Consider the following 21,902-nt stretch of genomic DNA (forward strand, 5'->3'; position numbering starts at 1 on the left):
TTTTAGTCAACTTTTAAAGTCTGTTGCCAAGTTGCCCGACCATCATGCCCTTCCATGTCGCAAAGTCGCCGGCAATGATATGCTTGCGGGCTTCCTTTACCAACCACAGATAAAAAGCCAGGTTATGGACGGAAGCGATCTGCAGGCCCAGCATCTCGTTTGCTTTGATCAGGTGATGCAGGTATGCTTTGCTGTAAAGCGTATCCACGTATGAGTTGGCGGCAGGGTCGATGGGAGAGAAGTCGTCTTCCCATTTCTTGTTGCGCAGGTTGATCGTGCCGTATTGGGTAAAGATCTGTCCGTTGCGCCCGTTGCGGGTCGGCATGATACAGTCGAACATATCCACACCGCGCTCGATGGCTTCCAGCAGGTTGATCGGCGTTCCGACCCCCATCAGGTAACGGGGCTTGTCTTTCGGCAATATATCGTTTACCACCTCGATCATTTCGTACATTTTTTCGGTCGGCTCGCCTACTGCCAGTCCGCCGATAGCATTACCGTCCGCTCCCTTCTCTGCAATGTTCTCTGCCGCACGACGGCGCAGATCCGGGTACACACAACCCTGAACGATCGGGAAGAGGCATTGCTGATAGCCATATTTCGGATCGGTCGAATTGAAACGGGCGAAACAACGATCAAGCCAACGCTCCGTCAGTCCCAGCGACTTCTTGGCATAGTCGTAGTCGGCATCCCCCGGGCAACATTCGTCGAATGCCATGATAATATCGGCTCCGATGATGCGCTGGATATCCATTACTTTCTCAGGAGTGAAAAGATGCTTCGAACCGTCGATATGCGAACGGAATTCGGCACCTTCCTCATGCAGCTTGCGATTGTCGGATAGTGAGAAAACCTGGAAACCTCCGCTGTCGGTCAGGATGGGGCGATCCCAGGTATTGAACTTATGCAGTCCGCCTGCCTTTTCAAGTATTTCAAGCCCCGGACGGAGATAAAGATGATAGGTGTTACCCAGGATGATCTGGGCCTTGATATCCTCTTTCAACTCGGTCATGTGGACGCCTTTCACTGTGCCTTGTGTTCCGACAGGCATAAAAATGGGCGTCTCAATTACCCCGTGATCGGTAGTAATTAAGCCCGCCCTTGCATTTGTTTTAGTATCGTTGTGTTGTAATTCGAATTTCATTCTGCAAAATTTGCAGCAAAGGTAGTATTTTTCCGTTAGAATCCGAAGTCATCTACTTCTACGTTTTTAACTTCCTCTTCCTCCGGTAAAACAATGTGCTGGTGAACCGTATTCGCCTTCACGATAATGGCACGCATCGGACGTACCGGACAGATAGACTCGCATCCGCCGCAACCTACACATAGATCGGGATTTACCTGCGGAATGGTCAGTGTTCCTTCGTACGGCACCATGTGTACCGCCTGTGTCGGACAATGTTCGGAGCAGGCACCGCAATCGGTTCCTTCCGTCTTCACGATGCAACGGTTGATAAAGAAAGTGGCGATACCTACCTGCAACGATTTCTTTTCTTCTACCGAGATCGGCTGGAGAGCATGCGCCGGACAAACTTCCGAGCAGATGGTACATTCGTAATTACAATAACTGCTGATATAAGCCATACGCGGCTTCAACAGATAATCGAAACCATATTCCAACCCCGCAGGACGCAATACCTGGCTCGGACATTTCACGACGCAGATATGGCATCCGGTACATTTATCTTTGAATCGTTCCAGGTTGAGTGATCCCGGGGGAGTGATGGGTGGCCATTTCTTACGGTTTTTCTTCCCATGCTGATGTCCTTTCCCTTCTCCGTCACAATGGCCGACTCCTTCAGCGATAGCCGAAACGATCGGCACGGTGGCGGCAACAGTTGCTCCGGTAGCCAGAAAAGTACGGCGGCTATTTACGGCCGGTTCTTGTTCCGTGGCCATCATCATTTTTTCTTTAGCCGGTTTTTCCTCTTTGCGGAATCCCGGTTTGAAACGATACTGCAATCCGCCCTTCTTGCAAGACGAAATACAGTTGAAGCAATCCACACAACGCGAAGTATCGACCGTCAGTTTTTCGGCATCGATCGCTTCCGCCTTACAGGTATGTTCGCAGTTTCCGCAATGCGTACAAGCATCTTTATCGAAAGATATACGGAAGAATGAATAACGTGATACGAGACTGAGCAATGCCCCGACCGGACAAAGCGTATTACAAAACAATCGTCCGCGGAAAACGACCATCACTATAAAAACCACTAGCGCAATAACGGCAGACACCAATCCGGCTATACTGACGGTGCTGATCGTCACATGAAACAGTGAATAGTTGTCCATCTTCATCAGCCAATCGGCCAGCACATTATTGCCCCACATAACAGCCGGACGGAACAGGTTTGTCGCAATTCGTCCGAAGTTACTGTACGGGTCTAACAGCAAACATAAACCGGAAAATCCCAATACTGCAGTTATCCCGGTGGCAGCCAGCAACACATATCGTAACCAGTTCGCCGCTTTGTGATACTTAAAGCGCCGTATCCCTTTTTTCTTCTTTTTCCCGATACAGAACAGGCGGTTGATGATATCCTGCAAGACTCCTGCCGGACAGATCACCGAGCAATATATGCGCCCGAACAATAAGGTCAGCACGAGCAGTACGGCAACAATACCGAACATTCCACCCAGAATGGCCGGTATCAATTGTATATGCAACAGCCTGTGTATATCGACCGGCATCTTGTTCGTGAAGTCCAGAAAGAAAAGAAGTATAGGTATAAAAAACAGGGCTGCGAGAAGTACCCGCAGTCCTTTTAAATAATTAAATCGCTTCATTTATATTTTAATACGTTTGATATTGATCTTTTTCAAATCCGTTGATCCCAGTTTGAGCTCTTCACCTTTACCGATATGGCTTACAGCTTCCATATCCAGCTTCTTCACCTGGTTGAATAAAGCCAGGGCAGCCGTGTCGATGGCGACGATATTCGGGGAAACTATCATCGATTTCAATGTGGCAACGTCGGCAGCACTTTTACCCTGCGGCCCGTTCTGGTGCATCATACGATACGCATCCACGATGTTCAGCACCGGTTTCTTCTGCCAGGTACAGATGTCGGCAATGCATTGTTGCAGGTCGTTCTGGTGGAAGAAACGACGATCCCATACGATACCCATATAATTCTTCATGGCGCAAGACAGTTTGGCTCCGCCGTGGTTCTTCAGGATGGGGACATTGATCCAGGCATCCGCTTCGATCAGGGCTTCGTGTATCTTGGCTGATTTCACTTTCACACCGCCGGGAATTGCTACTTCCTTGAAATACTTTTCGTCGTTGGCCGGCATGATGATACCTCCGGCTTCCTTTACCGCTGCGGCGATACCACTGCTTTCGTAGCATTTCTGCCAGTTGTCGCAGGTATGGTCGAAGACGGTCACTTTTTCAGCTCCGGCTTCCAGGCATTTCTTCACCAGGGCTTTGATCAGTCCCGGATTGGTATTTCCTGCCAGTTCAGGCGTTCGATCCCATCCGATATTCGGTTTGATAACCACTTTTTGCCCTTTCTTGATGTATTTTCCAATTCCTCCCAGGGTTTCTAAAGCTTTGTCTAACATGGCTTCGGGCTCGCCACCCATTACGGCGACCATTTCCGGTGCCTGTTCAACAGCCATTGTATTTGTGGATAAAGCAGCTTGTAGCCCTGTAAAGTCTATGGATAGAGCAGCGCCAGCTACTACACTGGTCTTTAGGAAATCACGACGTTTCATCTTGTTGTAATTGGTTATTAGAATTGTTTATAGATGTAACAAAGGTAGTAATTCTCTGAATTATAGTCTATCTTTGTATACAAAAAATATTAATAGTATGGAATTATATGCTTATATATCACTGCAATGCTTCGTAGAAGGGTGTGACAGACACTCTTCAGAGCAGCAACTAACCTTAACGGCTGGTAATTTATTTTACACAATTCCCAGGCACGACTTTTATTATGGCCTTTCCCTTTTGCGTAATGCGATCGGCATATACGAAACTCAAAAACATATACCTCTTTCCCAAAGCAAGCAGCGTGTTTACTTTTTCCGGCAGGGTAAATGGAAGCTGGTCGGGCCTGAAATGGATATTTACATGTTATCCCTTTATGAGAATGAAGCCTATATTCCGGAGTGGTTGCCTCATATCCATGAACCTTATTTAAAGCTGGCGTTCGATTATGAGACATTAGCCGAGCATTGCCTGCTTGAGAATATGTTCCTGGTTCGATGCAAATATGATGAAAAACAAATTACGCAGACATTCACCGACCAGATGGAACGCGAATATGATAAGTTTTTCTTTGATGAAGAACATACCGGATTTACAGCCGACTCCCGTTTCTTCTCCCTTATGTGTAACGCCTGTCTCGAAGTGAAGGAACCTCGTTTAGCAGCAGAAAAGGAATGGCGGCTTGCCGTCCTGCGTAACTCTTCCGATGTTGATTACCGGTATGCCGACGGACGGTTGGAACCGACGGTTCCCTTGTCGCTGCCTCTCGCTTCCATCCGTAAGGTGACACTCTTTGACCGTGGCGATGACAATGAATTAAATTTGAGTGCCCTTGCCGATTTTATGCAATGTCTCGGCTTACCACCGGAACGTTACCTGGATGGGATGATAGAATAAAAAGTATAAAATACTTCTATTAAATAGTCTTTCTTACATTTAAATCCGGATTGAAAACTATTTTTTCTTCGTAAGTTTCGATATATTTGCTAATCAACGTGCGGCAAATTAGTCGTGTAAATAAATGTTCGATGTAAATTTATGGAAACATTACAAAAGAAGAAAGCTAAAAAGAAAACTCCCGGATACCTGTTGAGTTATATGGAGTATCTGGAAAGAGCTAAGTATGAATCGGGTAAGAAGGGGACAGCTGGGTTATATAAGGCAACCCGCCATCAGCTGGCAATGTTCCTGGAAAAAAAAAATCTGAGTATAAAGAAGGTGAATGCCCGGTTGGTTCAGGATTTCATTGCCCGTCTGCAATCCTTATCCTTGAGTCGTAATTCAGTCAGCAACTACACCAGTACTTTTCGTGCAGCCTATAACGCTGCTGTTGCCGACAACCTGGTGAAGCCGGAGGAACATCCCTTCCGCAAGTTGCATATAAAGCCGGTATCCACCTATAAACGTTCCGTAGGGACACAGGTGATCAAAGAGATTACCCGTATGGATCTGAAGGGTAATAATCGCCTGACGTTTGCCCGTGATCTCTTTTTATTCAGTTTTATGGCATGTGGAATGGCTTTTATCGATTTGGCACATCTGACACAAGCCAATATACGGGGAAATGAAATAGTCTATTACCGTATTAAGACAAAGACTGAAATCAGGGTAACGATCACTCAAGGTATGCGTTATTTATTGGATAAGTATAAAAGGGAGGATTCGACACTGCTTTTTCCGGTTCTGGAAGACGAATCTGCTTCGTATGAAAAGTATAAAGTAGCATTACGCACTTATAACCGTCGTCTGTCGGCAATCGGTGATAGGCTTTCTACTCCGGTTAAATTAACGTCTTATGTGGCACGTCATTCCTGGGCAATGTGTGCTAAAAATCATGCTCTTTCAGCCTCAGCAATAGGACAGGCACTGGGACATACATCAGAAAAAACTACAAATTATTACTTGAAGAAATTGGATCAAACGATCATTTCACGAGCTAATTTGAAAATCATTGGCTTTGTGGAAAAGTTGGTTTCGGGATCCGAATTTAGAATTTGACGCTTAATTATAGAATAAGGGTCATTGCCAATAATTTAGTAGAAAAATAATGTAATATTTATACCCTATACTACCAAATGGCTTGAAAATCTTAAACGCTGCAAATGTAAAAAAATTAAATGGATAAATCTTTAGCCAAAAGAATTTTTGTCTATTAAAAAAGACTAAATTTATAATAATCTAGCTGTATTTCACGAAAATGTGATACTAAACATGCTATAAATGAAACCATTATAAAATTCAAGCTCTGCTGCCGTAAATTCATTAACTGAACTTAGCAGAAACACAAAACAGTCATAAATGAATTTATTGACGTTTATTTAAAGATGCGGGGTCTTTGTAATATTATTTTACTAAATAAACACTATCAGCTATATTCCCGGATTTTTACTCATTTACTTTTCAGATATAGATCATTCTGGAATATTATTCATATGCATTAATAACCGAAATATTCTCTTCCCTTTCTTATATGCGCTTGATCTTATTCGTTTTATCCGATTGATATATAGTGATTTAAACCCAATGACCCTTATTCTATAAATAAGGGTCAAAATATAAAGCACTAGTATGTCACCCATAGGAATGGGACTGACGATCTTTGTTATATCAACCCTCAAACAATAAACACATGTTAACAGCTTCATTATTAGCTATTATGGGTATTATTTACGGCGAGCCATTGAAAAGTAAATTCTCCATATTTCTTTGTCTGGTTCTGTCATTTATTTTCTCGTTTGTTTTTCTGCCACAGATAATGAAGATTTCCAAACGTAAACAGTTGTATGATGTTCCCAATGGCCGGAAAAGTCATAAAGAGAAAGTCCCTCGCTTGGGAGGTATTGCATTTTTCCCTTCTATTGTCCTGTCGATGTCATTAGTAGTCGGCTACCGCTACCTGATAGGTTTTCCTTTAAATGAACAATTGACAGGAAATATACTTCTTGAATTTTTATTCTTAGCAGCAGGTTGCCTTTTTTTATTTATGATGGGAATAGAGGACGACTTGATAGGTGTTCGTTACCGTAAAAAGTTTATTACCCAGTTTCTGGTTGCTTCCCTGCTTCCTATATCAGGTTTTTATCTGAATAACTTATACGGTTTGTTGGGTTTGTATGAACTACCAGTGTATGTGGGCGTTCCACTGACAATCTTGTTGATTGTATTTATAACGAATGCGGTTAATCTGATAGACGGTATAGATGGATTGGCTGCAGGAGGGAGTACTTTTTCATTTGTTGTAATCGGTTGGATGTTTTTTCAAAAAGATTTATGGTTATATTCGATGTTGGCTTTTTCAGCTGCCGGTTGTCTGCTTCCTTTCCTTTACTTTAATATATGGGGGCACAGAGACCGTAAGATATTTATGGGGGATGCCGGCTCTTTATCGTTGGGGTTTTTGTTATCTTTTTTAATAATAAAGTTTCCCCTATATATCTCAGAAACAGATCCTGATGTAAAGAACCTGGTCATCCCCTTTACCTTACTATTTATTCCGATGTTTGATGCTCTTCGGGTCATGTTGGTACGTGCGATGCACCATCGTCCGTTATTTCTGGCCGACCGGAATCACCTGCACCATAAATGCCTGGCTACCGGCATGACACATCTTCAGGCTACCGGATTGGTTTTGATCTTTACAATAGGTTTATTGATCCTGAATTATTGGTTGGTGGATATCTGTAATATAAATCTTCTTCTGGTGATCGATTTATTATTGGGGGGTGCACTAAGTAAATCTTTAAATGAATGGGCAGTTCATCATCAGAAGTAATGTAGGTTTACCGGCAGTTAAAAAAATAAATTCAAAATAAGATTAAGGAAATGTATGCGATACTAGTCCTATATACAGAAGTAATGCCTTACAATGTAATCATTTTTAGAACATTGGTTGAAAAAGGATGCAGAGTACATGTTGTTTTATGGGATAATAATAAGTTGACACCTTATTATCCCCCGATGGAAAAAGGGATAACTTACTACAACCGTTCTTCTTTCTGGAGTGCGGATCATCTCTATACATTTGTAAAAAAAATAGGTCCGGATTTGGTTTGGACGGCTGGTTGGATGGATTCGGGGTATAATGAAGTTTGCAGTTATATCCGCCGCGATATGCAAATTCCGGTTATAGCCGGTAGTGATACCCAATGGAGAGGTGGGGCACAGTGGTGGAATGTGTTAACTGCTCGTTTCCGTCATCGGTGTTGGTTCAGCCATCTGTTTGTATCAGGCGAACCGCAGGTAGTTTATGCCCGTAAGTTAGGTTTCCGTTCAGAACAGATCCTGATGCATAATTTGTCGGCTGATGTCGATTTATTTCATAAGACTGATTTGATAGTCCGAAAAGAAAAATATCCGCGACGTTTATTGTATATCGGGAGATTTTCAAAGCAGAAAGGTCTGACTTATTTATTGAAAGCCTGGTGTTCCATACCGGATCGGAAAGGATGGACATTAACATTGATCGGTAATGGGCCGGAATGTGTAAGACAAGAAGATTTTCCAGATGTTGAAATTAAGGATTTTATGTCGCAGGAAGATTTACTACATGAATTCCTGCAATCCGGTGCATTTATCTTGCCGTCGATCTTTGAACCCTGGGCTTTGGTTATTCACGAAGCTGCTTGCTGCAGTTTACCGATCCTGGCCTCCGATTGTTGCGGTGCTGTCAGTTGTTTCGTAAAAGACGGAGAAAATGGTTATTTGTTCAAGCCTGGAAATAAAAACTCTATTCGTCGGGTCATTGAACATTTTATTCATTTGCCGGAATCTCAATGGTTGCAAATGGGGAAAAAAAGTAGGGAATTATCAGATTTAGTAACCCCGTCCCAAGTAGTGGATATTATCTTAAAATTATTGAAATGACTCGGGTTTCTATTGATTTTTGTGCCCGTATGGCATTACCCTACATCCTTTTTCTTTCGCTTACAAGGGTCATTCCTTATTTGCCCAGTATACCGGATGTTATTTATTACAGTAGTTTTTTGGGCGTTATTATCTGGTTTGTCTTACGGAGCGGTGCTACGATCTTATATACTTTTTTACCTTTTTTGTCTGTCATCTTCTTATCTGTATGGGTAAATGATATACCTGCTTATTATAAGATATGGTATAGGGTATTTGCTTATTTAGCTATCATTTTAACAGTAGGACCTTTTGTTATAAATCCTGTAATACTGGCTTGGAGACGATTGCTATTTGTATATACGTTATTGTCTATTCGCTGGGTCGTTATTATATCTTTTGGGGCCTGGTGTATCGGTTGGGAAAAGGTCAATGGTATCAGTGGTTTTGAAGGAATTACCAATCACTCTATGTTAATGGGGCCATTAGGAGGTATATCATTGATATACAGTTTATATCGGTTTTATGTATCTGATAAGGCAACGAGCCGTTATAAAGAAATAGGAATCGCTCTAATCTCTTTTGCAATTATGTTACTTGCAGGATCCCGGTCGGCTATAGTCAGTAGCATTTTAGGGATAATTTTTTTACTTAGCCGTATTTATCGTCATCGAGTAATATCATTATTACAGATTTTTTTTTCCATTCTTGTATTATTAGCCGTTACATCTTCAATTTGGTGGCCGCTAACGAAAAGGTTTCGTGATAAAATGGAAAGTAGTGTAAAGAGTGGTAGTATAACCAGTACGCGGGATAACTCCTGGGATGATCGTTTGATTGAATTTAAAGCTTTTCCTGTTTTTGGTGTGGGATTTGCCACTATAAATACAGAGTACGCCAAATCGAGTATTGTGAATACAAAGACAGGTCTGATCGAACCAGGAAGTGCCTGGTTGTTTTTTCTATCATCCATGGGATTAGTCGGTTTTCTCTCTTTTTTCATTCCTTATATTCGGTTCATATATATTTCTTATAAAAAGGAAGTGATCGGGATGAACGGATATCTTTTAGGAGCGTTGTTATTTATGTTTTTCTTTCATCTTTTCTTTGAAGCTCATTTAACTGCGGGAGGCGCCTATTTTTGTTTTTTTCCGTGGTTGTTATTATCAGAATGTAATAGGGTATTAAATATAAATAATAATAAGTGATATATGGTACGATTGATACCTTTGGAGATAGTGCGTTTGTACAACTTATTACCGCATTCATACAGATTGCGTTTATGGGGCGTTGGCATGTCCGTCTTTCTCATGTCTGTTTTGGATTTGTTAGGTACAGGTGTTTTATTGCCTGTTTTATTATTGGTGTTGAACGAAAAGACATTGCTGGAAAATCATTATTTGGCTTTATTCTATAATTGGGCTGGGTTCGAAAACTCCAGTTCTTTTGTATTCTTCGTTTGTGGGTTGGTTTTGCTTTTTTCAATCTTTCGTGTAGGTTTATCGACCTGGTTGCAGTATAGGCAGAATCAACGGTTATTTTCGATATCTTCCTACTTATCCATCCGGTTATACCGGTGCTATTATGCCAAAGGGTATTTGTTTATCAAACAGAATAACAGCCATAAATTAATTAACCAGGTTAACAGTGTTGCAACTAACGTGATTCAGGGCTATTTTGTTCCTTTTACGCAGCTAACGTGTGAGATATTAGTTACAATTTCTATACTGGTTGGATTGATTACTTTCAATGTGTATGTATTTTTATTGGTCGTGTTGACGTTTGTCCCGATCACGTTAGTTTATTACCACTATTCCCGTTCTCGGATAAAACTATATGGAGAAAAACTTTATTTGTTGGCACCTCAAAAAGGGAAATTGCTGCAACAGACTTTTATCGGATTTACGGACATGGAAATGAGTAACACTTTTTCGGAAAGTATCGCGCGGTTTTCCGGTTTATTAAATGAGCAAAACTTTATACAGGTACGTAATTTATTATTGAATAATTCCTTGCAGAAGGTTTTAGAAGTTGCAATTATCTGCTCTCTAGTTGTTTTGATCATAGCTACGCAATTGTTTGAGTTCCCGACTCTGGGAATGATTGTCGGAGTGTTTGCCATTGCTGTTTACCGGGTGTTGCCGGGTATTATACGAAGTACCGGATATCTGTTCAATATAAGAGGAAATACATTTGCATTCAATGTATTGTCTGATCTTGAATCGGATCTGGCTTATAACGGAACAACAGAGCAAAATCCGATTGAATTCCGGCATTCTATCGATATCCGCGATCTCAGTTTCTCGTATGGTAAGGAAAAACAAGTATTCAATCAATACTCTTTGGTGATCAATAAAGGAGATTTTATTGGGTTCCGGGGCGAATCCGGTTGTGGAAAGTCTACTTTATTTCATCTGATACTGGGATTCCTGAAACCGGATTCGGGAGGTATTTATATAGACGGAGTCGCTTTGTCTGCCGATAAGTTGACAGCATGGCGAAGTAGGATCGGGTATGTATCACAACAACTGTTTATGATAGAAGGATCATTGCTAGACAATATTGTTATGGGACTAGACAATAATAACCCGGATATGGAGCGGATAGATCGGGTTTTACGTTTGGCATCGCTGGATCGTTTTGTGAGGACTTTACCTGAAGGTATCCACACATCGGTCGGAGAAGGAGGAAGTCTATTGTCGGGAGGCCAGCGTCAACGTTTGGGTATAGCACGTGCTCTGTATAAAAAAGTAGATATTCTTATGTTTGACGAAGCTACTTCTTCATTGGATGAAAACACCGAACATAGTATTAACGAATCTATAATCAAGTTGTCGGAAGAATGTCCGGATTTGACTTTATTGATCATATCTCATCGTCCGGAATCGTTAGATATCTGTCGAAAAATTATAGATATTTCAAATTTACACGGATCAGTTATCTGAAAAATATGGAGCAGATAAAAACATATATCATAAATCTTCCGCAGGAACATGAACGGAGAAAAAACATTTTGGCGGAAACTGTAAAATATCCTTGTCTGGATGTTGAAATGGTAAAAGCTATTTATGGAAAAATATTGTCTGATAATGAAAAAGACCGTCTGTTCGATAAAAATAAATTTCGTAAATATTATGGACGGACTCTACTTCCCGGTGAGATAGGTTGTACTTTGAGTCATAGGAATTGTTATAAACTTCTGTTAGAATCTGAATATGAGTTTGCATTGATCCTTGAAGATGATGCCTACATCAAAGATGATGTTTTTTCAGCGTTTTTTATAAAATCTGTAATGGAATTTATGAATAGTTCTGACCCGGTTGTTTTGTTGTTGCATGCAGATTTCGAATCTATTGGAAGTAACTCTTCTTTTTATGGTAAATATGATTTGTATGCTGTTTATAGTGCATTGTTTACAACTGCTTATTTATTAAATAAAAGTGCTGCCCGATTATTTTTACAAAAGAAACCTCCTTATTTTTGGGTAGCAGATGATTGGCATTTGTTTCGTAAGTGGGGTGCTCATATTTATTCTTTGTTTCCTTCGGTTGTCGTTCAGCAATGGGATAAATTCAGTACGTCAATTCAGGAGGAAAGAACTATTCCGGGAAGAAAAAGAATATTACCTCATTCCTGGATTGAGTGTCGTCTGGCCTATGAAAAGTTGGTCTATTTATTTCTAAAGAAAATAGGTGTTATTAATCATTTGCAGGATAGATGAAAGTGTGCCGGTGAACAAAATAACGGTTATGAACGGCACTGAACAATAAGATGAAAGATGATTGTGTACTCATTGAAAAACAATGAAATGAATTGTGATAAAGTTTGTATATATGAAGTCTTTTCAGTAAATTTATAACATATAAATCAATAAAGGAACAACCATTATGAAGACAATCGATTATCCGGAAGAAGAAAAATTCCCCATCAAAAGTTACGGATTTACAGAGTTAGGTTTATTGTATAATCCGGATTTGCAGCCAGGATCGGCTGCTCAGTCATTAAAACGCTGGATCAATCATAATCCGCAGTTGACAGCCGCTCTTATAAAAGCCAATTGGCGCAAAGGGCAACGTAAGTTTACTCCCTTACAGGTGCAACAGATCATCTGTTTCCTGGGAGAGCCTTAGGTAATAGAAAATTAATATATGAAAAACGAATTAGTTCTATGTGGTCGGCCTATCGGTTCGGTATATCCTCCTTTGGTCGTAGCCGAGCTGGGTATCAATCATGAGAGCTCGTTGCAGACCGCATTTGAGATGGTGGATGCAGCAGCACGTGCCGGCGTGGAAGTGTTGAAACACCAAACGCATATCGTAGAGGATGAAATGTGTGGAGTGGCAAAACAAGTGGTGCCCGGCAATGCGGATGTCTCTATCTATGAAATTATGAGTCGTTGTGCACTTTCGGAAGAAGACGAAACGGTTCTGCAGAAATATGTACAGTCGAAAGGCATGATCTTTATCAGTACCCCCTTTTCACGTGCGGCAGCCGATCGCTTGCAACGGATGGATGTACCGGCGTTCAAGATCGGTTCGGGAGAATGCAATAATTATCCTTTACTGGAGCATATTGCCCGGTTCCGTAAACCGGTGATATTGTCTACCGGCATGAATACGATCGACAGTATTCGTAAAGCGGTAGATATTTTTAAAGAATATAATGTACCTGTAGCTCTTTTGCATACAACGAATCTTTATCCGACTCCGGCCAATCTGGTTCGTTTGGGAGCCATGCAGGAAATGGCGGAGGCTTTTCCCGGTTATGTATATGGCTTGTCTGACCATACGACAAGCAACCTGGCTTGTTTGTCTGCCGTGGCCCTGGGCGCCTCGATTGTAGAGCGTCATTTTACCGACCGGATGGATCGTCGTGGGCCGGATATCTGTTGCTCGATGGACGAACAGGCAACACGCGAACTGATAGAGCAAAGCCGGCTGATTCATTCGATGCGTGGCGGACATAAAGAACCATTACCGGAAGAACAGGTAACGATCGATTTTGCTTACGCAACAGTCGTTACGATCCGTCCGGTAAAAAAAGGTGAGTGTTTTACCCGGGAGAACCTTTGGGTGAAGCGTCCCAGTGTGGATGGCATCCTGGCCGGTTCCTATGAAAGTATATTGTGGAAGAGAGCAACTGTGGATATCGATGAAGATGTACAGCTACTGTATGATATGATTGAGAAATAAAAAAGTATGAAACGTATCTTGTTTGTAACCGGAACGCGTGCCGATTTCGGAAAGTTGAAGTCGTTGATAAAGATACTGGATAACCATCCGGGGTTTGAAGTTTCGATTTTTGTCACCGGTATGCATATGCAGAATTTGTATGGATCCACTTATCTGGAAGTGGAACGTTGTGGTTGCAAAAACATATTTAAGTTTCTGAATCATACATCGGAAGCAACAATGGATCTGACCTTGAGTAAAACCATCGATGGGCTGTCTACTTATCTGAAAGAAAATCCGGTCGATCTGATTGTCGTTCATGGCGATAGGGTAGAGGTTCTGGCTGGAGCCATCACCGGTAGTTTGAATAATATTCTGGTGGCCCATATTGAAGGAGGAGAATTGTCGGGTACGATCGATGAGTTGATCTGCCATGCAGTCAGCAAACTGAGCCACATCCACTTTGTGGCTAACGACAAAGCCCGGTGTCGTTTGATACAGATGGGAGAACAGGAAGCGTTTGTATTTGTGATCGGTTCTCCGGATATGGATGTCATGTTCTCTAATGAATTACCCACCTTGGAAACCGTAAAGAAATACTACGAAATACCTTTTGATACTTATGCTATAGTCATGTATCATCCGGTAACTACAGAATATGATCGAACCGCCTTGCATGTTAATCGCTTGGTGGAGGCATTATTGAAAGATACGCATAATTATGTCGTGATCTATCCGAATAATGACATGGGATCGCATCTGATACTGGAAGCTTACAAACGGTTAAAAAAGCATCCCCGTTTTCACCTGATCCCTTCGATGCGTTTTGAATATTTCTTGTCGTTGCTGAAGAATGCCGGTTTTATTGTCGGTAATTCGAGTGCCGGTGTCCGTGAAGCTCCAGCCTATGGCATTCCCTGTATCAATATCGGTAGCCGCCAGCAGAACAGGGCTTGTTCTCCATTGATTTCTAATTTCCCTGAAGATTCAAATCAAATACTGAAAGGTATTGTCGGTGTAGGACAGGTAATAGGAAAGCCGGAGTATACCTTTGGCAAAGGAAGTAGTGCGGAGAAGTTTCTGGACTTATTGAGCACTGCTGCTTTCTGGGATATTTCCCGACAAAAGCAATTCAGGGATCTGGATACTATTTAATATAGTAACATTCCAACATCATCTCCGCTACGGAGAGAAAGACAAATGCTGAATTAATATGAAATATGTTACAGTGATTCCCGCTCGCGGGGGATCGAAACGTTTTCCGGGGAAGAATATATACCCCCTGGAAGGAATTCCTTTATTAGCTCATTCCATCCTTTATTCCCGAAAGATTCTACCCGATACGGAAGTATATGTATCGACAGACAATGAGGAAATCGCAGAAGTGGCCCACCGCTATGGGGCAGGAGTTATCGAACGGCCGGAAGAATTGTCCGGCGATCTATGTTCAACCGATTCGGCATTGCAGCATGCTGCAATCGAACTCCTTCTGGGAGGAAAGGAGTTCGATTATATGATCTTATTGCAAGCTACGAATCCTCTTCGTCCGGATGGAATGATGGAAGAAGCCTTACAAACGATAGAGACAGGTAAATATGACAGCCTGTTCACAGTATCTCCTTTGATCCGTAAGCTGGGACGTTTGACAGATGGCCGTTTCATACCCTGGAACTTTATATTCGGACAACGCAGCCAGGATATGGAACCACTTTATTTTGAAAACGGGTTATTATATATCAGCCATCGGGAGTTGATCCTGAAAAGCCTAATTCGTGGGGAATCGTTATATTCATTGATTGTCGATCATCCGTTCGGTTATCTGGATATCGATACGCAGGAAGATTTTGAAATGCTAGTCTACTATAACCATAAATATAATAAGGAAAAATCAATTAAATAAGATGAATCTGTTTGGTCATTATAAAGCAATATCCGGGGCAAAGATAGCATAAGAGAAGGTGCTTCGTATGCTGACATAGCAGCACCGTCTCTTATGTTTTCTCGGATGGGGGGCGGTACAAACGGAGAAAGTGGTAGGAACAGATTGTAAATTTTTTCCTGCTGATGTAGAAAAAACTCAATAAAAATATCAGGAAACTTTTATGAAAAACGAGCTGTGTATTTTGTTTTTATTAAGTGGAATTCCTGTTTTTTTGATTTCACTTTACCTATTGCCATATATGGCGGATAAAGGTTTAAGAAATTGCAGATTGCTTGTATATAAGCAATGGAATCGATTCGATAAAATCGATTCCATGAGTAATCTATTAATTATGGGAAATTCGCGTGCCTCTTGTCATATCGATCCGGAAATTTTCGATACTTATTTGCCGTTTCATTCGTATAATCTGGGCTTGAACGATGGGGGAATGGATGCCATTTTACATGCGTGGCATCTTTACCGGATGCATATAAAAAAAATACCTTGTATAATTTTGTTGAGTGTGGACTGGGGTACTTTGGAAACAATAAATAATCCCTCTATGCGGAAAAATGAATATCTTCCTTGGTGTAATGATCCTGCCTGGCGAGCAATAATTTCAAAAGCTGGTTTTACATTTGCTGACAAAAAGGTTCCCTTATGGAAATACCGGCGACGCAGACATTTTTTATTAAAAGGGCTCAAGGAATATGCAGGAATCCAACGAAGCGGTTATGGAGGCGATATATTGTCTTATGAGCGAGGTTATATTTGTCTGGACGATAAAGTGCCTATGATAGAATGGAAACCGTTGGGTGAAATTGTTTTGGATTTCAGTTCGCTTGACATGTTCTTTCAGATGTGCCGGCAAGAAAATATAAAAGTGATTTGTTTTTATAGCCCGGTATACAGTTCTTTCTGTAATCAATCGGAAATATCTAGCCGTACTTTAATATCAAATCATATTCGGAATCTTGACATACCTTTTCTGGATTATTCGGAGAGGGAGGAGAATTCCGACTCTTCTTATTTCAAGGATAGTCTTCATTTAAACTGCAAAGGGGCTGCTTGGTTTACCCGGTTGTTGGCGCATGATGTAGCTACCGTATTGGAAATACGGTAGTCGTCAGCAGAACAGGGTATGCTCTCTTTGGGTTCGTAAACTGGGACACTTGACAGATGGCCTATTTTGATGTGATGGAATATTATTTGAAAAAAATACGAAAAATGAATTATCTGAGAAAATATAAAGAAATCGTTTATGTGCCTAATTTATATGGAGTATTTCAATTTTTTCTGTTGAAAAATAGATTAATAAATAATGTCTTTATTTTCCATGACAGATTTAGGGATGAATTTTCTGCACAGTTTGACAGTCTTAATCTAATAAATAAAAGTCCTTTGCTATGTTATCTTTTAATAAAATGGTTTTCCTTATGGAATAGACAAGCTGTTATTTATTTATCGGGAGAAATGAGGTATACAAACTTCTTTTTGAAATGTTTTAAGAATATAGTTTATCTTGAAGATGGTGTTGCCTCTTATGAGAAAATTAATGATAAATCCAGACAAATTGTCCAAAGAAGAAAATCAATTATAAAACACCTGATATTGGGGAGAATTTATCCTTGGTTCGGTATGGCATCACAGGTAAAGAAAATATATCTAACAGGAATTCTCCCTGTTCCGGAGATTGTAAGAGAGAAAGTAGAATTGATAAATCTCAAACAATTATGGGAACAAAAAACACCAAAAGAACAAGATGAAATAAAGCGTTTGTTTATACCTGATAAATTTAATATGGATGAAATGAATGGACGTGACATTATTTTATTAACACAACCGTTCAGTGAATATTCTGGAGGAAATTTTTCCGAATCGGATAAAATAGAAGTTTATCGATGTTTGGTATCGGATTATGATGAATCGCGGCTTATAATAAAACCTCATCCGAGTGAAAAGACTTGTTACCAATCATATTTTTCAGATTCTTATATACTAACAATTTATTGTCCGTTTGAGTTGTTGTTGTTTATGGGTTGTAAAATTAGTACTGCAATTTCTGTAAATTCAACAGCCATATTTACACTGGATGATTCTATTGAAAAAGTTATTTCCGGATATGATGTTACTTCTGCCCTGATAGAGGAAGCGAAAAGGCGTAATATTTACGATGGTATCTCGAATAAGTTCAAAACAAAATAATAATAACAAATCATGCGAAAAAGAATTTTAGAAGGAATAGCCGGCTTTGGTTTGCTGGCGGTTCTACCGGCTTGTAATACACAGAAGCAAGCAGTTACAAACGACGTTTATGAAGTGGCACGTCAGGAACAAACTGCTTCAGGAGATAAAAATAAGATAATCAATCCGGTCGGACAGCCGGCGAGGAGTATCCTGATCCCCCAGTTACAGATCGATGCCCAATCCGTTTACAATCGGATGATCAATTATATCACGCCGGATGAAAAGTTGACTCCGAAGGTGGTTTCCCAACACCTTTCCGTGTATGTCGATTATCCGGCAGGGGGTGTATCGGTCAATCCCAAATATGGCAATAACCAAGCTGAATTGGTAAAGCTGGGCGAACATCTAAAGCCTCTTCTACAATCCGGCGACGGTGGTATTACAAAAATCCGTATCACCGGCTATGCCTCTCCCGATGGTGGCACGAAAGAAAACGAACGCCTGGCCGGAAACCGTTCCATCCAATTCAAGACCTACTTACTGAAGCAATTCAATTTGCCCGATAATGGCCTTGTAACAGTCGATTGGGTAGGTGAGGATTGGGACGGTTTGAAAGAACTCATTGCTAAATCGGATAAGAAGTATAGTAGCCGTGTACTGGCAATTTTCCAACTGACGGACGATCCCGACAGCCGCCGTAAACAGATCCGTGCAATGGATAACGGAGCTGTCTATAAAGACATTGAAAAGAGTTTCTTCGGTCGTTTGCGTCGCATGGAACTTACGGTAGAAGCGGAGTCACAAATTCTTTCTACCGACAAAGCTCTGTTGATAGAACAGATTTACAATGAACCGGAAAAAGTCTCTTTGACAGATTTTCTTCGTACTGCTTCCCTATACCGTCCGGGGACGGATCAATATCGTGAGGTATATGAACTGGCCGCATATACCTATCCTTCGTGTGCTGTCGTTCAGTTGAATGCTGCCGCAGCCGCTTTGTCACAGGGGGATAAAGAGTCTGCCCGTTACTTTTTCAATCAGGTCGGAGGAGATCAGCGTGCTTACAATAATCTGGGCGTATTGTCATTGATGGATGGCGATAAAGAAACGGCAACTTCTTATTTCCGTAAATCCCTTCCGCAGAATCCGAGGCTGGCCCGTGAGAATCTGAGGATAGTAAATGAATAATATGGCCGGGTATTATAATAGTGAGGATTACTTGGTGGATATGTCGTTCCTGAAAAAAGAGCGTCCGGTAGGCGTATCAGGACTGCTACGTGTAAAAAACGATGCCGAGTTTTTATCGGACTGTATCGACTCCTGTATCGGTGCATTGGACGAACTGATCATTTGTTATCAGGATTGCACGGATAATGCTCCTGATATTATCCGGCAAAAACAACGACAGTATCCGGATAAGATCAAAGTATATTATTATGCTCCTCCGGTCTTTTGTCACGGATTGACAGAGGAAGAAACGAGAGATGCTTTTTCCCTACCCGATACTTCCGTCCATAAGTTATGTAATTATTATAATTATACTTTATCAAAGGCCACCTATCGTTATGCGATGAAGATCGACAGCGATCAGATTTATTTTGCTGAAAAGTTGAAACTATTTTGTGAAGCTTATCGTAAGGAAGGAATGGTTAGAATATCGTTTGGGAATTATCTCGTAAAGTTTTATACCAAAATATATGGGGTTGCAGTCAGGAAATGTCCGGCCTTATTTAAAGTGGATTTGCTGTCATTGATACCGGGAGTTCGAAGCATGGTCGATAAGCAATACGAAATCTATCTGTTAAAAGAGATTATTAACAATAAGTACGCATTATCTCTGTCCGGTATCAATCTGGGATACGAACAGGGAAGATGGGGAATTTATCTGTTGAATAAACAGCCGTTTAACGGAGTAACCGATCATTTGATTTTTCGTATAACAGAGAATACTTTTTATACGACTTATTCCGGCTGGAAAATCCCAATTGAAAGGATGAAGTACGAGGCTCCTATGCTTTTGGGAGGCTGGTTCTGGTATCATTTGCAGGGAATGAGAGAAAATGCAGTTCAATGTCCTAAAGAATGGATAGCTTTAACCTCGAGGTTAAAGCCAATCAGAACCCATTCTGATTGGCCGGGCTATTTTAAATATCTATGGTTATTCTTTTGGGGATATGACCGGGATCTGCCTGATCCGGATCAATTATTACCCGAAACAACAAATAATATAATCAATCGAAAAAAAATTAGATATGAAAAAGCAAATACGTTATTATTTCACCGACTTCTGGTCTAGCTTTGATTTCAAAGACTGTTTTTGGTATATATTTTCGGAATATGACCTGATACTTGATAAGGAACGACCGGATTACTTGTTTTATTCTTGTTTTGGAACCGATCATTTGTTATACGACCGTTGTGTAAAAATATTCTGGTCAGGAGAAAATATGATCCCGGATCTGAATATATGCGACTATGCGTTCAGTTTAAGTAATATACAATGTGATGATCGTACTTTCAGGCTTCGTTCGGAAGGTATGTATAGGGCTAAAGGTCTGTTTGAAACAGATCTGAAGGAGGAGATGCTATTACATCGCAAATTTTGTAATTTTGTCTATGGAAATAACTGGTGTGCCGATCCTTATCGATTGGACTTTTATAAGAAATTATCCGGATATAAAAAGATCGATTCAGCAGGTTCCTTGATGAATAATATGAATGGTTTCAAGGTCCCTGAATGTGAGAGTAAATTATCTTTTATCAGTAAATATAAATTTACTATTGCCATTGAAAATTCAAGTCAAAATGGTTATTCGACAGAGAAGATTGTAGAACCATTTCTGGCAAGGACTTTGCCGATTTATTGGGGTGACCCCAATATTAATCAGGATTATAATCCTGATTCTTTTGTTAATCTAATGTCTTTTTCTTCTATCGATGATGCTGTCGAAGAGATCATTCGCCTGGATCAGGACGATGAAGCTTACCTGCAAAAGATACAAGCCCCTTTCTGGCCATACGGTAATAGCTTTGAAGAATTTTGTAATTGTGAGTTGAAGAAAATAATGGCTTTCTGGCATCATATATTCGACCAGCCGAAAGAAAAGGCTTATCGGCGTACTATGTATGGAAATAGCAAAATGTATGTAAATAGGAAGATTCTGGAAAAAAGAATGAACATGAAGATTAAATCGATCGGATTAGATAATCGCCTAATTCGTTCGGTTATGACCAGACTTTTAAAATAAGGGTGTTTTGAAATGTTAAGACCTGACTTTTGAATTCAAAATAAGGGACTTTTAAAATCAAAAGTCAGGACTTTTTTTAAGAAATAAGCAACTCATTCCCGGCCTAATACATACAACAATATGGATAAAAAATTTTATCAAGGCTTGCGGGAGGGGATCCGTTATCTTTTCCTACTTTCAGAGAGAATGTAAAACAACAGCCCGATCCGGTAAAAACAATTATGGAGACAGCCGTTTTTTTACGCGAATCGGATGAAGTTGATAATGAACAATGGCATAAATTTGCACGACGTTTCTTTGAGAAATACCGTGATACGATCATACAGTATTTCGGGTATGAAAAACTAATGCATTATACGCCGTGCAGAATAGTAAACTATCCCCGTTTTTTTATTGCTGTAGTGATGGTGTTATTCGAGTCCGGTATTTTCGGATGCAATAGGAAAGAGTTGGCCGATACACTTTATGAAGTATTTTCCTTGGAGAAAGAACGTTCTACGATCCGGCGATGGTTTTACGAAATGCCTCCGGAATATGAAGAGGATTTAAAATCTTTTAAGAATATTATCCCCACACAAAAAAACAAGAAATAAATTATTAATCAGTTGGGAATGAGGTTGCTTTGTTCTTGTTTTCTTGCTTTTTCGTGTACTCCGCCCAAAGGACAGGCTATTGTATATTTACCGCATCAGGTAAATAGGCGGGAGAGTCCGGATTTTAATTTTTGATCAAGCCTCTTTGTATTAATAATAAATAATATTTATTCTATATTAAAGAGAGCTGCAACCCCGAATGTAATCCTTACTGATCGTAAT

At 40.5% G+C, this 21,902-nt stretch carries 20 protein-coding genes; 17 read left to right on the forward strand and 3 right to left on the reverse strand.

Annotated elements, in window-relative coordinates:
• Positions 1–13: 13 nt before the first annotated feature.
• The 3 genes from tgt to HMPREF1212_RS10455 are packed head-to-tail and all read right to left on the reverse strand — an operon-like array spanning position 14 to position 3,738.
• Positions 14–1,144 carry a tRNA guanosine(34) transglycosylase Tgt gene (gene tgt / locus HMPREF1212_RS10445; RefSeq protein ID WP_046149318.1) on the reverse strand — a complete coding sequence of 377 codons (1,131 nt, stop codon included), beginning with the start codon at positions 1,142–1,144 and terminating at the stop codon, positions 14–16.
• Positions 1,145–1,179: 35 nt separating this feature from the next.
• Positions 1,180–2,787: a 4Fe-4S binding protein gene (locus HMPREF1212_RS10450; protein ID WP_046149319.1), complete on the reverse strand. Its 1,608-nt coding sequence runs from the start codon at positions 2,785–2,787 to the stop codon at positions 1,180–1,182.
• Positions 2,788–3,738, reverse strand: a complete 951-nt coding sequence (locus HMPREF1212_RS10455; protein WP_255353074.1) for a DUF362 domain-containing protein — start codon at positions 3,736–3,738, stop codon at positions 2,788–2,790.
• A 79-nt stretch (positions 3,739–3,817) separates the two neighbouring features.
• Here HMPREF1212_RS10455 and HMPREF1212_RS10460 point away from each other — a divergent pair, with 79 nt between their 5' ends.
• From HMPREF1212_RS10460 to HMPREF1212_RS10545, 17 genes are all read left to right on the forward strand, one after another.
• Entirely contained in the window at positions 3,818–4,615 is a 798-nt protein-coding gene (locus HMPREF1212_RS10460; RefSeq protein ID WP_046149321.1) for a hypothetical protein, read from the forward strand.
• A 141-nt stretch (positions 4,616–4,756) separates the two neighbouring features.
• Entirely contained in the window at positions 4,757–5,716 is a 960-nt protein-coding gene (locus HMPREF1212_RS10465; protein WP_046149322.1) for a tyrosine-type recombinase/integrase, read from the forward strand.
• A 631-nt stretch (positions 5,717–6,347) separates the two neighbouring features.
• The gene (locus HMPREF1212_RS10475; protein WP_046149324.1) at positions 6,348–7,490 is read left to right on the forward strand and encodes a glycosyltransferase family 4 protein; all 1,143 of its coding nucleotides are present in this window, start codon (positions 6,348–6,350) and stop codon (positions 7,488–7,490) included.
• 50 nt (positions 7,491–7,540) lie between these two features.
• Positions 7,541–8,581 (forward strand): glycosyltransferase family 4 protein, encoded by a 1,041-nt coding sequence (locus HMPREF1212_RS10480; RefSeq protein ID WP_028729223.1) that lies wholly within the window; start codon positions 7,541–7,543, stop codon positions 8,579–8,581.
• A complete protein-coding gene (locus tag HMPREF1212_RS10485; protein WP_028729224.1) occupies positions 8,578–9,768 on the forward strand; it encodes an O-antigen ligase family protein in 1,191 nt (396 codons plus the stop codon). Before HMPREF1212_RS10480 ends, HMPREF1212_RS10485 begins: the two co-directional genes overlap by 4 nt.
• Before the next feature lie 3 nt (positions 9,769–9,771).
• Positions 9,772–11,505 carry an ATP-binding cassette domain-containing protein gene (locus HMPREF1212_RS10490; RefSeq protein WP_046149325.1) on the forward strand — a complete coding sequence of 578 codons (1,734 nt, stop codon included), beginning with the start codon at positions 9,772–9,774 and terminating at the stop codon, positions 11,503–11,505.
• 5 nt (positions 11,506–11,510) lie between these two features.
• Positions 11,511–12,281 (forward strand): glycosyltransferase family 25 protein, encoded by a 771-nt coding sequence (locus tag HMPREF1212_RS10495; protein WP_052724966.1) that lies wholly within the window; start codon positions 11,511–11,513, stop codon positions 12,279–12,281.
• A 166-nt stretch (positions 12,282–12,447) separates the two neighbouring features.
• Positions 12,448–12,690 (forward strand): DUF4248 domain-containing protein, encoded by a 243-nt coding sequence (locus HMPREF1212_RS10500; protein ID WP_046149326.1) that lies wholly within the window; start codon positions 12,448–12,450, stop codon positions 12,688–12,690.
• An 18-nt stretch (positions 12,691–12,708) separates the two neighbouring features.
• Complete coding sequence (locus tag HMPREF1212_RS10505; protein ID WP_046149327.1) at positions 12,709–13,752, forward strand: N-acetylneuraminate synthase family protein; 1,044 nt, start codon at positions 12,709–12,711, stop codon at positions 13,750–13,752.
• A gap of 6 nt (positions 13,753–13,758) precedes the next feature.
• Positions 13,759–14,886 (forward strand): UDP-N-acetylglucosamine 2-epimerase, encoded by a 1,128-nt coding sequence (neuC, locus tag HMPREF1212_RS10510; RefSeq protein ID WP_046149328.1) that lies wholly within the window; start codon positions 13,759–13,761, stop codon positions 14,884–14,886.
• A 58-nt stretch (positions 14,887–14,944) separates the two neighbouring features.
• Positions 14,945–15,631: an acylneuraminate cytidylyltransferase family protein gene (locus HMPREF1212_RS10515; RefSeq protein ID WP_046149329.1), complete on the forward strand. Its 687-nt coding sequence runs from the start codon at positions 14,945–14,947 to the stop codon at positions 15,629–15,631.
• 355 nt (positions 15,632–15,986) lie between these two features.
• Positions 15,987–16,775, forward strand: coding sequence for a hypothetical protein (locus tag HMPREF1212_RS10520; RefSeq protein ID WP_157316992.1), 789 nt, complete (start codon positions 15,987–15,989; stop codon positions 16,773–16,775).
• Between the two features lie 104 nt (positions 16,776–16,879).
• Positions 16,880–17,857 (forward strand): glycosyltransferase family 52, encoded by a 978-nt coding sequence (locus HMPREF1212_RS10525; protein WP_046149331.1) that lies wholly within the window; start codon positions 16,880–16,882, stop codon positions 17,855–17,857.
• Between the two features lie 12 nt (positions 17,858–17,869).
• Positions 17,870–19,027 carry a tetratricopeptide repeat protein gene (locus tag HMPREF1212_RS10530; protein ID WP_046149332.1) on the forward strand — a complete coding sequence of 386 codons (1,158 nt, stop codon included), beginning with the start codon at positions 17,870–17,872 and terminating at the stop codon, positions 19,025–19,027.
• A complete protein-coding gene (locus HMPREF1212_RS10535; RefSeq protein ID WP_082099869.1) occupies positions 19,020–20,135 on the forward strand; it encodes a hypothetical protein in 1,116 nt (371 codons plus the stop codon). The genes HMPREF1212_RS10530 and HMPREF1212_RS10535 overlap by 8 nt, the downstream gene beginning before the upstream one ends.
• Positions 20,092–21,087, forward strand: a complete 996-nt coding sequence (locus tag HMPREF1212_RS10540; protein WP_052724968.1) for a glycosyltransferase family 10 domain-containing protein — start codon at positions 20,092–20,094, stop codon at positions 21,085–21,087. The genes HMPREF1212_RS10535 and HMPREF1212_RS10540 overlap by 44 nt, the downstream gene beginning before the upstream one ends.
• A 221-nt stretch (positions 21,088–21,308) precedes the next feature.
• Positions 21,309–21,680, forward strand: a complete 372-nt coding sequence (locus tag HMPREF1212_RS10545) for a hypothetical protein (RefSeq protein ID WP_028729231.1) — start codon at positions 21,309–21,311, stop codon at positions 21,678–21,680.
• Positions 21,681–21,902 lie beyond the last annotated feature (222 nt).

The organism is Parabacteroides sp. HGS0025, assembly GCF_000969845.1.
GTDB classification, from domain to species: domain Bacteria; phylum Bacteroidota; class Bacteroidia; order Bacteroidales; family Tannerellaceae; genus Parabacteroides; species Parabacteroides gordonii.

Coding starts and splice junctions, on each gene's coding strand:
- tgt (WP_046149318.1), bottom strand. CDS start 1,144: ATGAAATTCGAATTACAACACAACGATACTAAAACAAATGCAAGGGCG.
- HMPREF1212_RS10450 (WP_046149319.1), bottom strand. CDS start 2,787: ATGAAGCGATTTAATTATTTAAAAGGACTGCGGGTACTTCTCGCAGCC.
- HMPREF1212_RS10460 (WP_046149321.1), top strand. CDS start 3,818: ATGGAATTATATGCTTATATATCACTGCAATGCTTCGTAGAAGGGTGT.
- HMPREF1212_RS10465 (WP_046149322.1), top strand. CDS start 4,757: ATGGAAACATTACAAAAGAAGAAAGCTAAAAAGAAAACTCCCGGATAC.
- HMPREF1212_RS10475 (WP_046149324.1), top strand. CDS start 6,348: ATGTTAACAGCTTCATTATTAGCTATTATGGGTATTATTTACGGCGAG.
- HMPREF1212_RS10480 (WP_028729223.1), top strand. CDS start 7,541: ATGTATGCGATACTAGTCCTATATACAGAAGTAATGCCTTACAATGTA.
- HMPREF1212_RS10485 (WP_028729224.1), top strand. CDS start 8,578: ATGACTCGGGTTTCTATTGATTTTTGTGCCCGTATGGCATTACCCTAC.
- HMPREF1212_RS10490 (WP_046149325.1), top strand. CDS start 9,772: ATGGTACGATTGATACCTTTGGAGATAGTGCGTTTGTACAACTTATTA.
- HMPREF1212_RS10495 (WP_052724966.1), top strand. CDS start 11,511: ATGGAGCAGATAAAAACATATATCATAAATCTTCCGCAGGAACATGAA.
- HMPREF1212_RS10500 (WP_046149326.1), top strand. CDS start 12,448: ATGAAGACAATCGATTATCCGGAAGAAGAAAAATTCCCCATCAAAAGT.
- HMPREF1212_RS10505 (WP_046149327.1), top strand. CDS start 12,709: ATGAAAAACGAATTAGTTCTATGTGGTCGGCCTATCGGTTCGGTATAT.
- neuC (WP_046149328.1), top strand. CDS start 13,759: ATGAAACGTATCTTGTTTGTAACCGGAACGCGTGCCGATTTCGGAAAG.
- HMPREF1212_RS10515 (WP_046149329.1), top strand. CDS start 14,945: ATGAAATATGTTACAGTGATTCCCGCTCGCGGGGGATCGAAACGTTTT.
- HMPREF1212_RS10520 (WP_157316992.1), top strand. CDS start 15,987: ATGAGTAATCTATTAATTATGGGAAATTCGCGTGCCTCTTGTCATATC.
- HMPREF1212_RS10525 (WP_046149331.1), top strand. CDS start 16,880: ATGAATTATCTGAGAAAATATAAAGAAATCGTTTATGTGCCTAATTTA.
- HMPREF1212_RS10530 (WP_046149332.1), top strand. CDS start 17,870: ATGCGAAAAAGAATTTTAGAAGGAATAGCCGGCTTTGGTTTGCTGGCG.
- HMPREF1212_RS10535 (WP_082099869.1), top strand. CDS start 19,020: ATGAATAATATGGCCGGGTATTATAATAGTGAGGATTACTTGGTGGAT.
- HMPREF1212_RS10540 (WP_052724968.1), top strand. CDS start 20,092: ATGAAAAAGCAAATACGTTATTATTTCACCGACTTCTGGTCTAGCTTT.
- HMPREF1212_RS10545 (WP_028729231.1), top strand. CDS start 21,309: ATGGAGACAGCCGTTTTTTTACGCGAATCGGATGAAGTTGATAATGAA.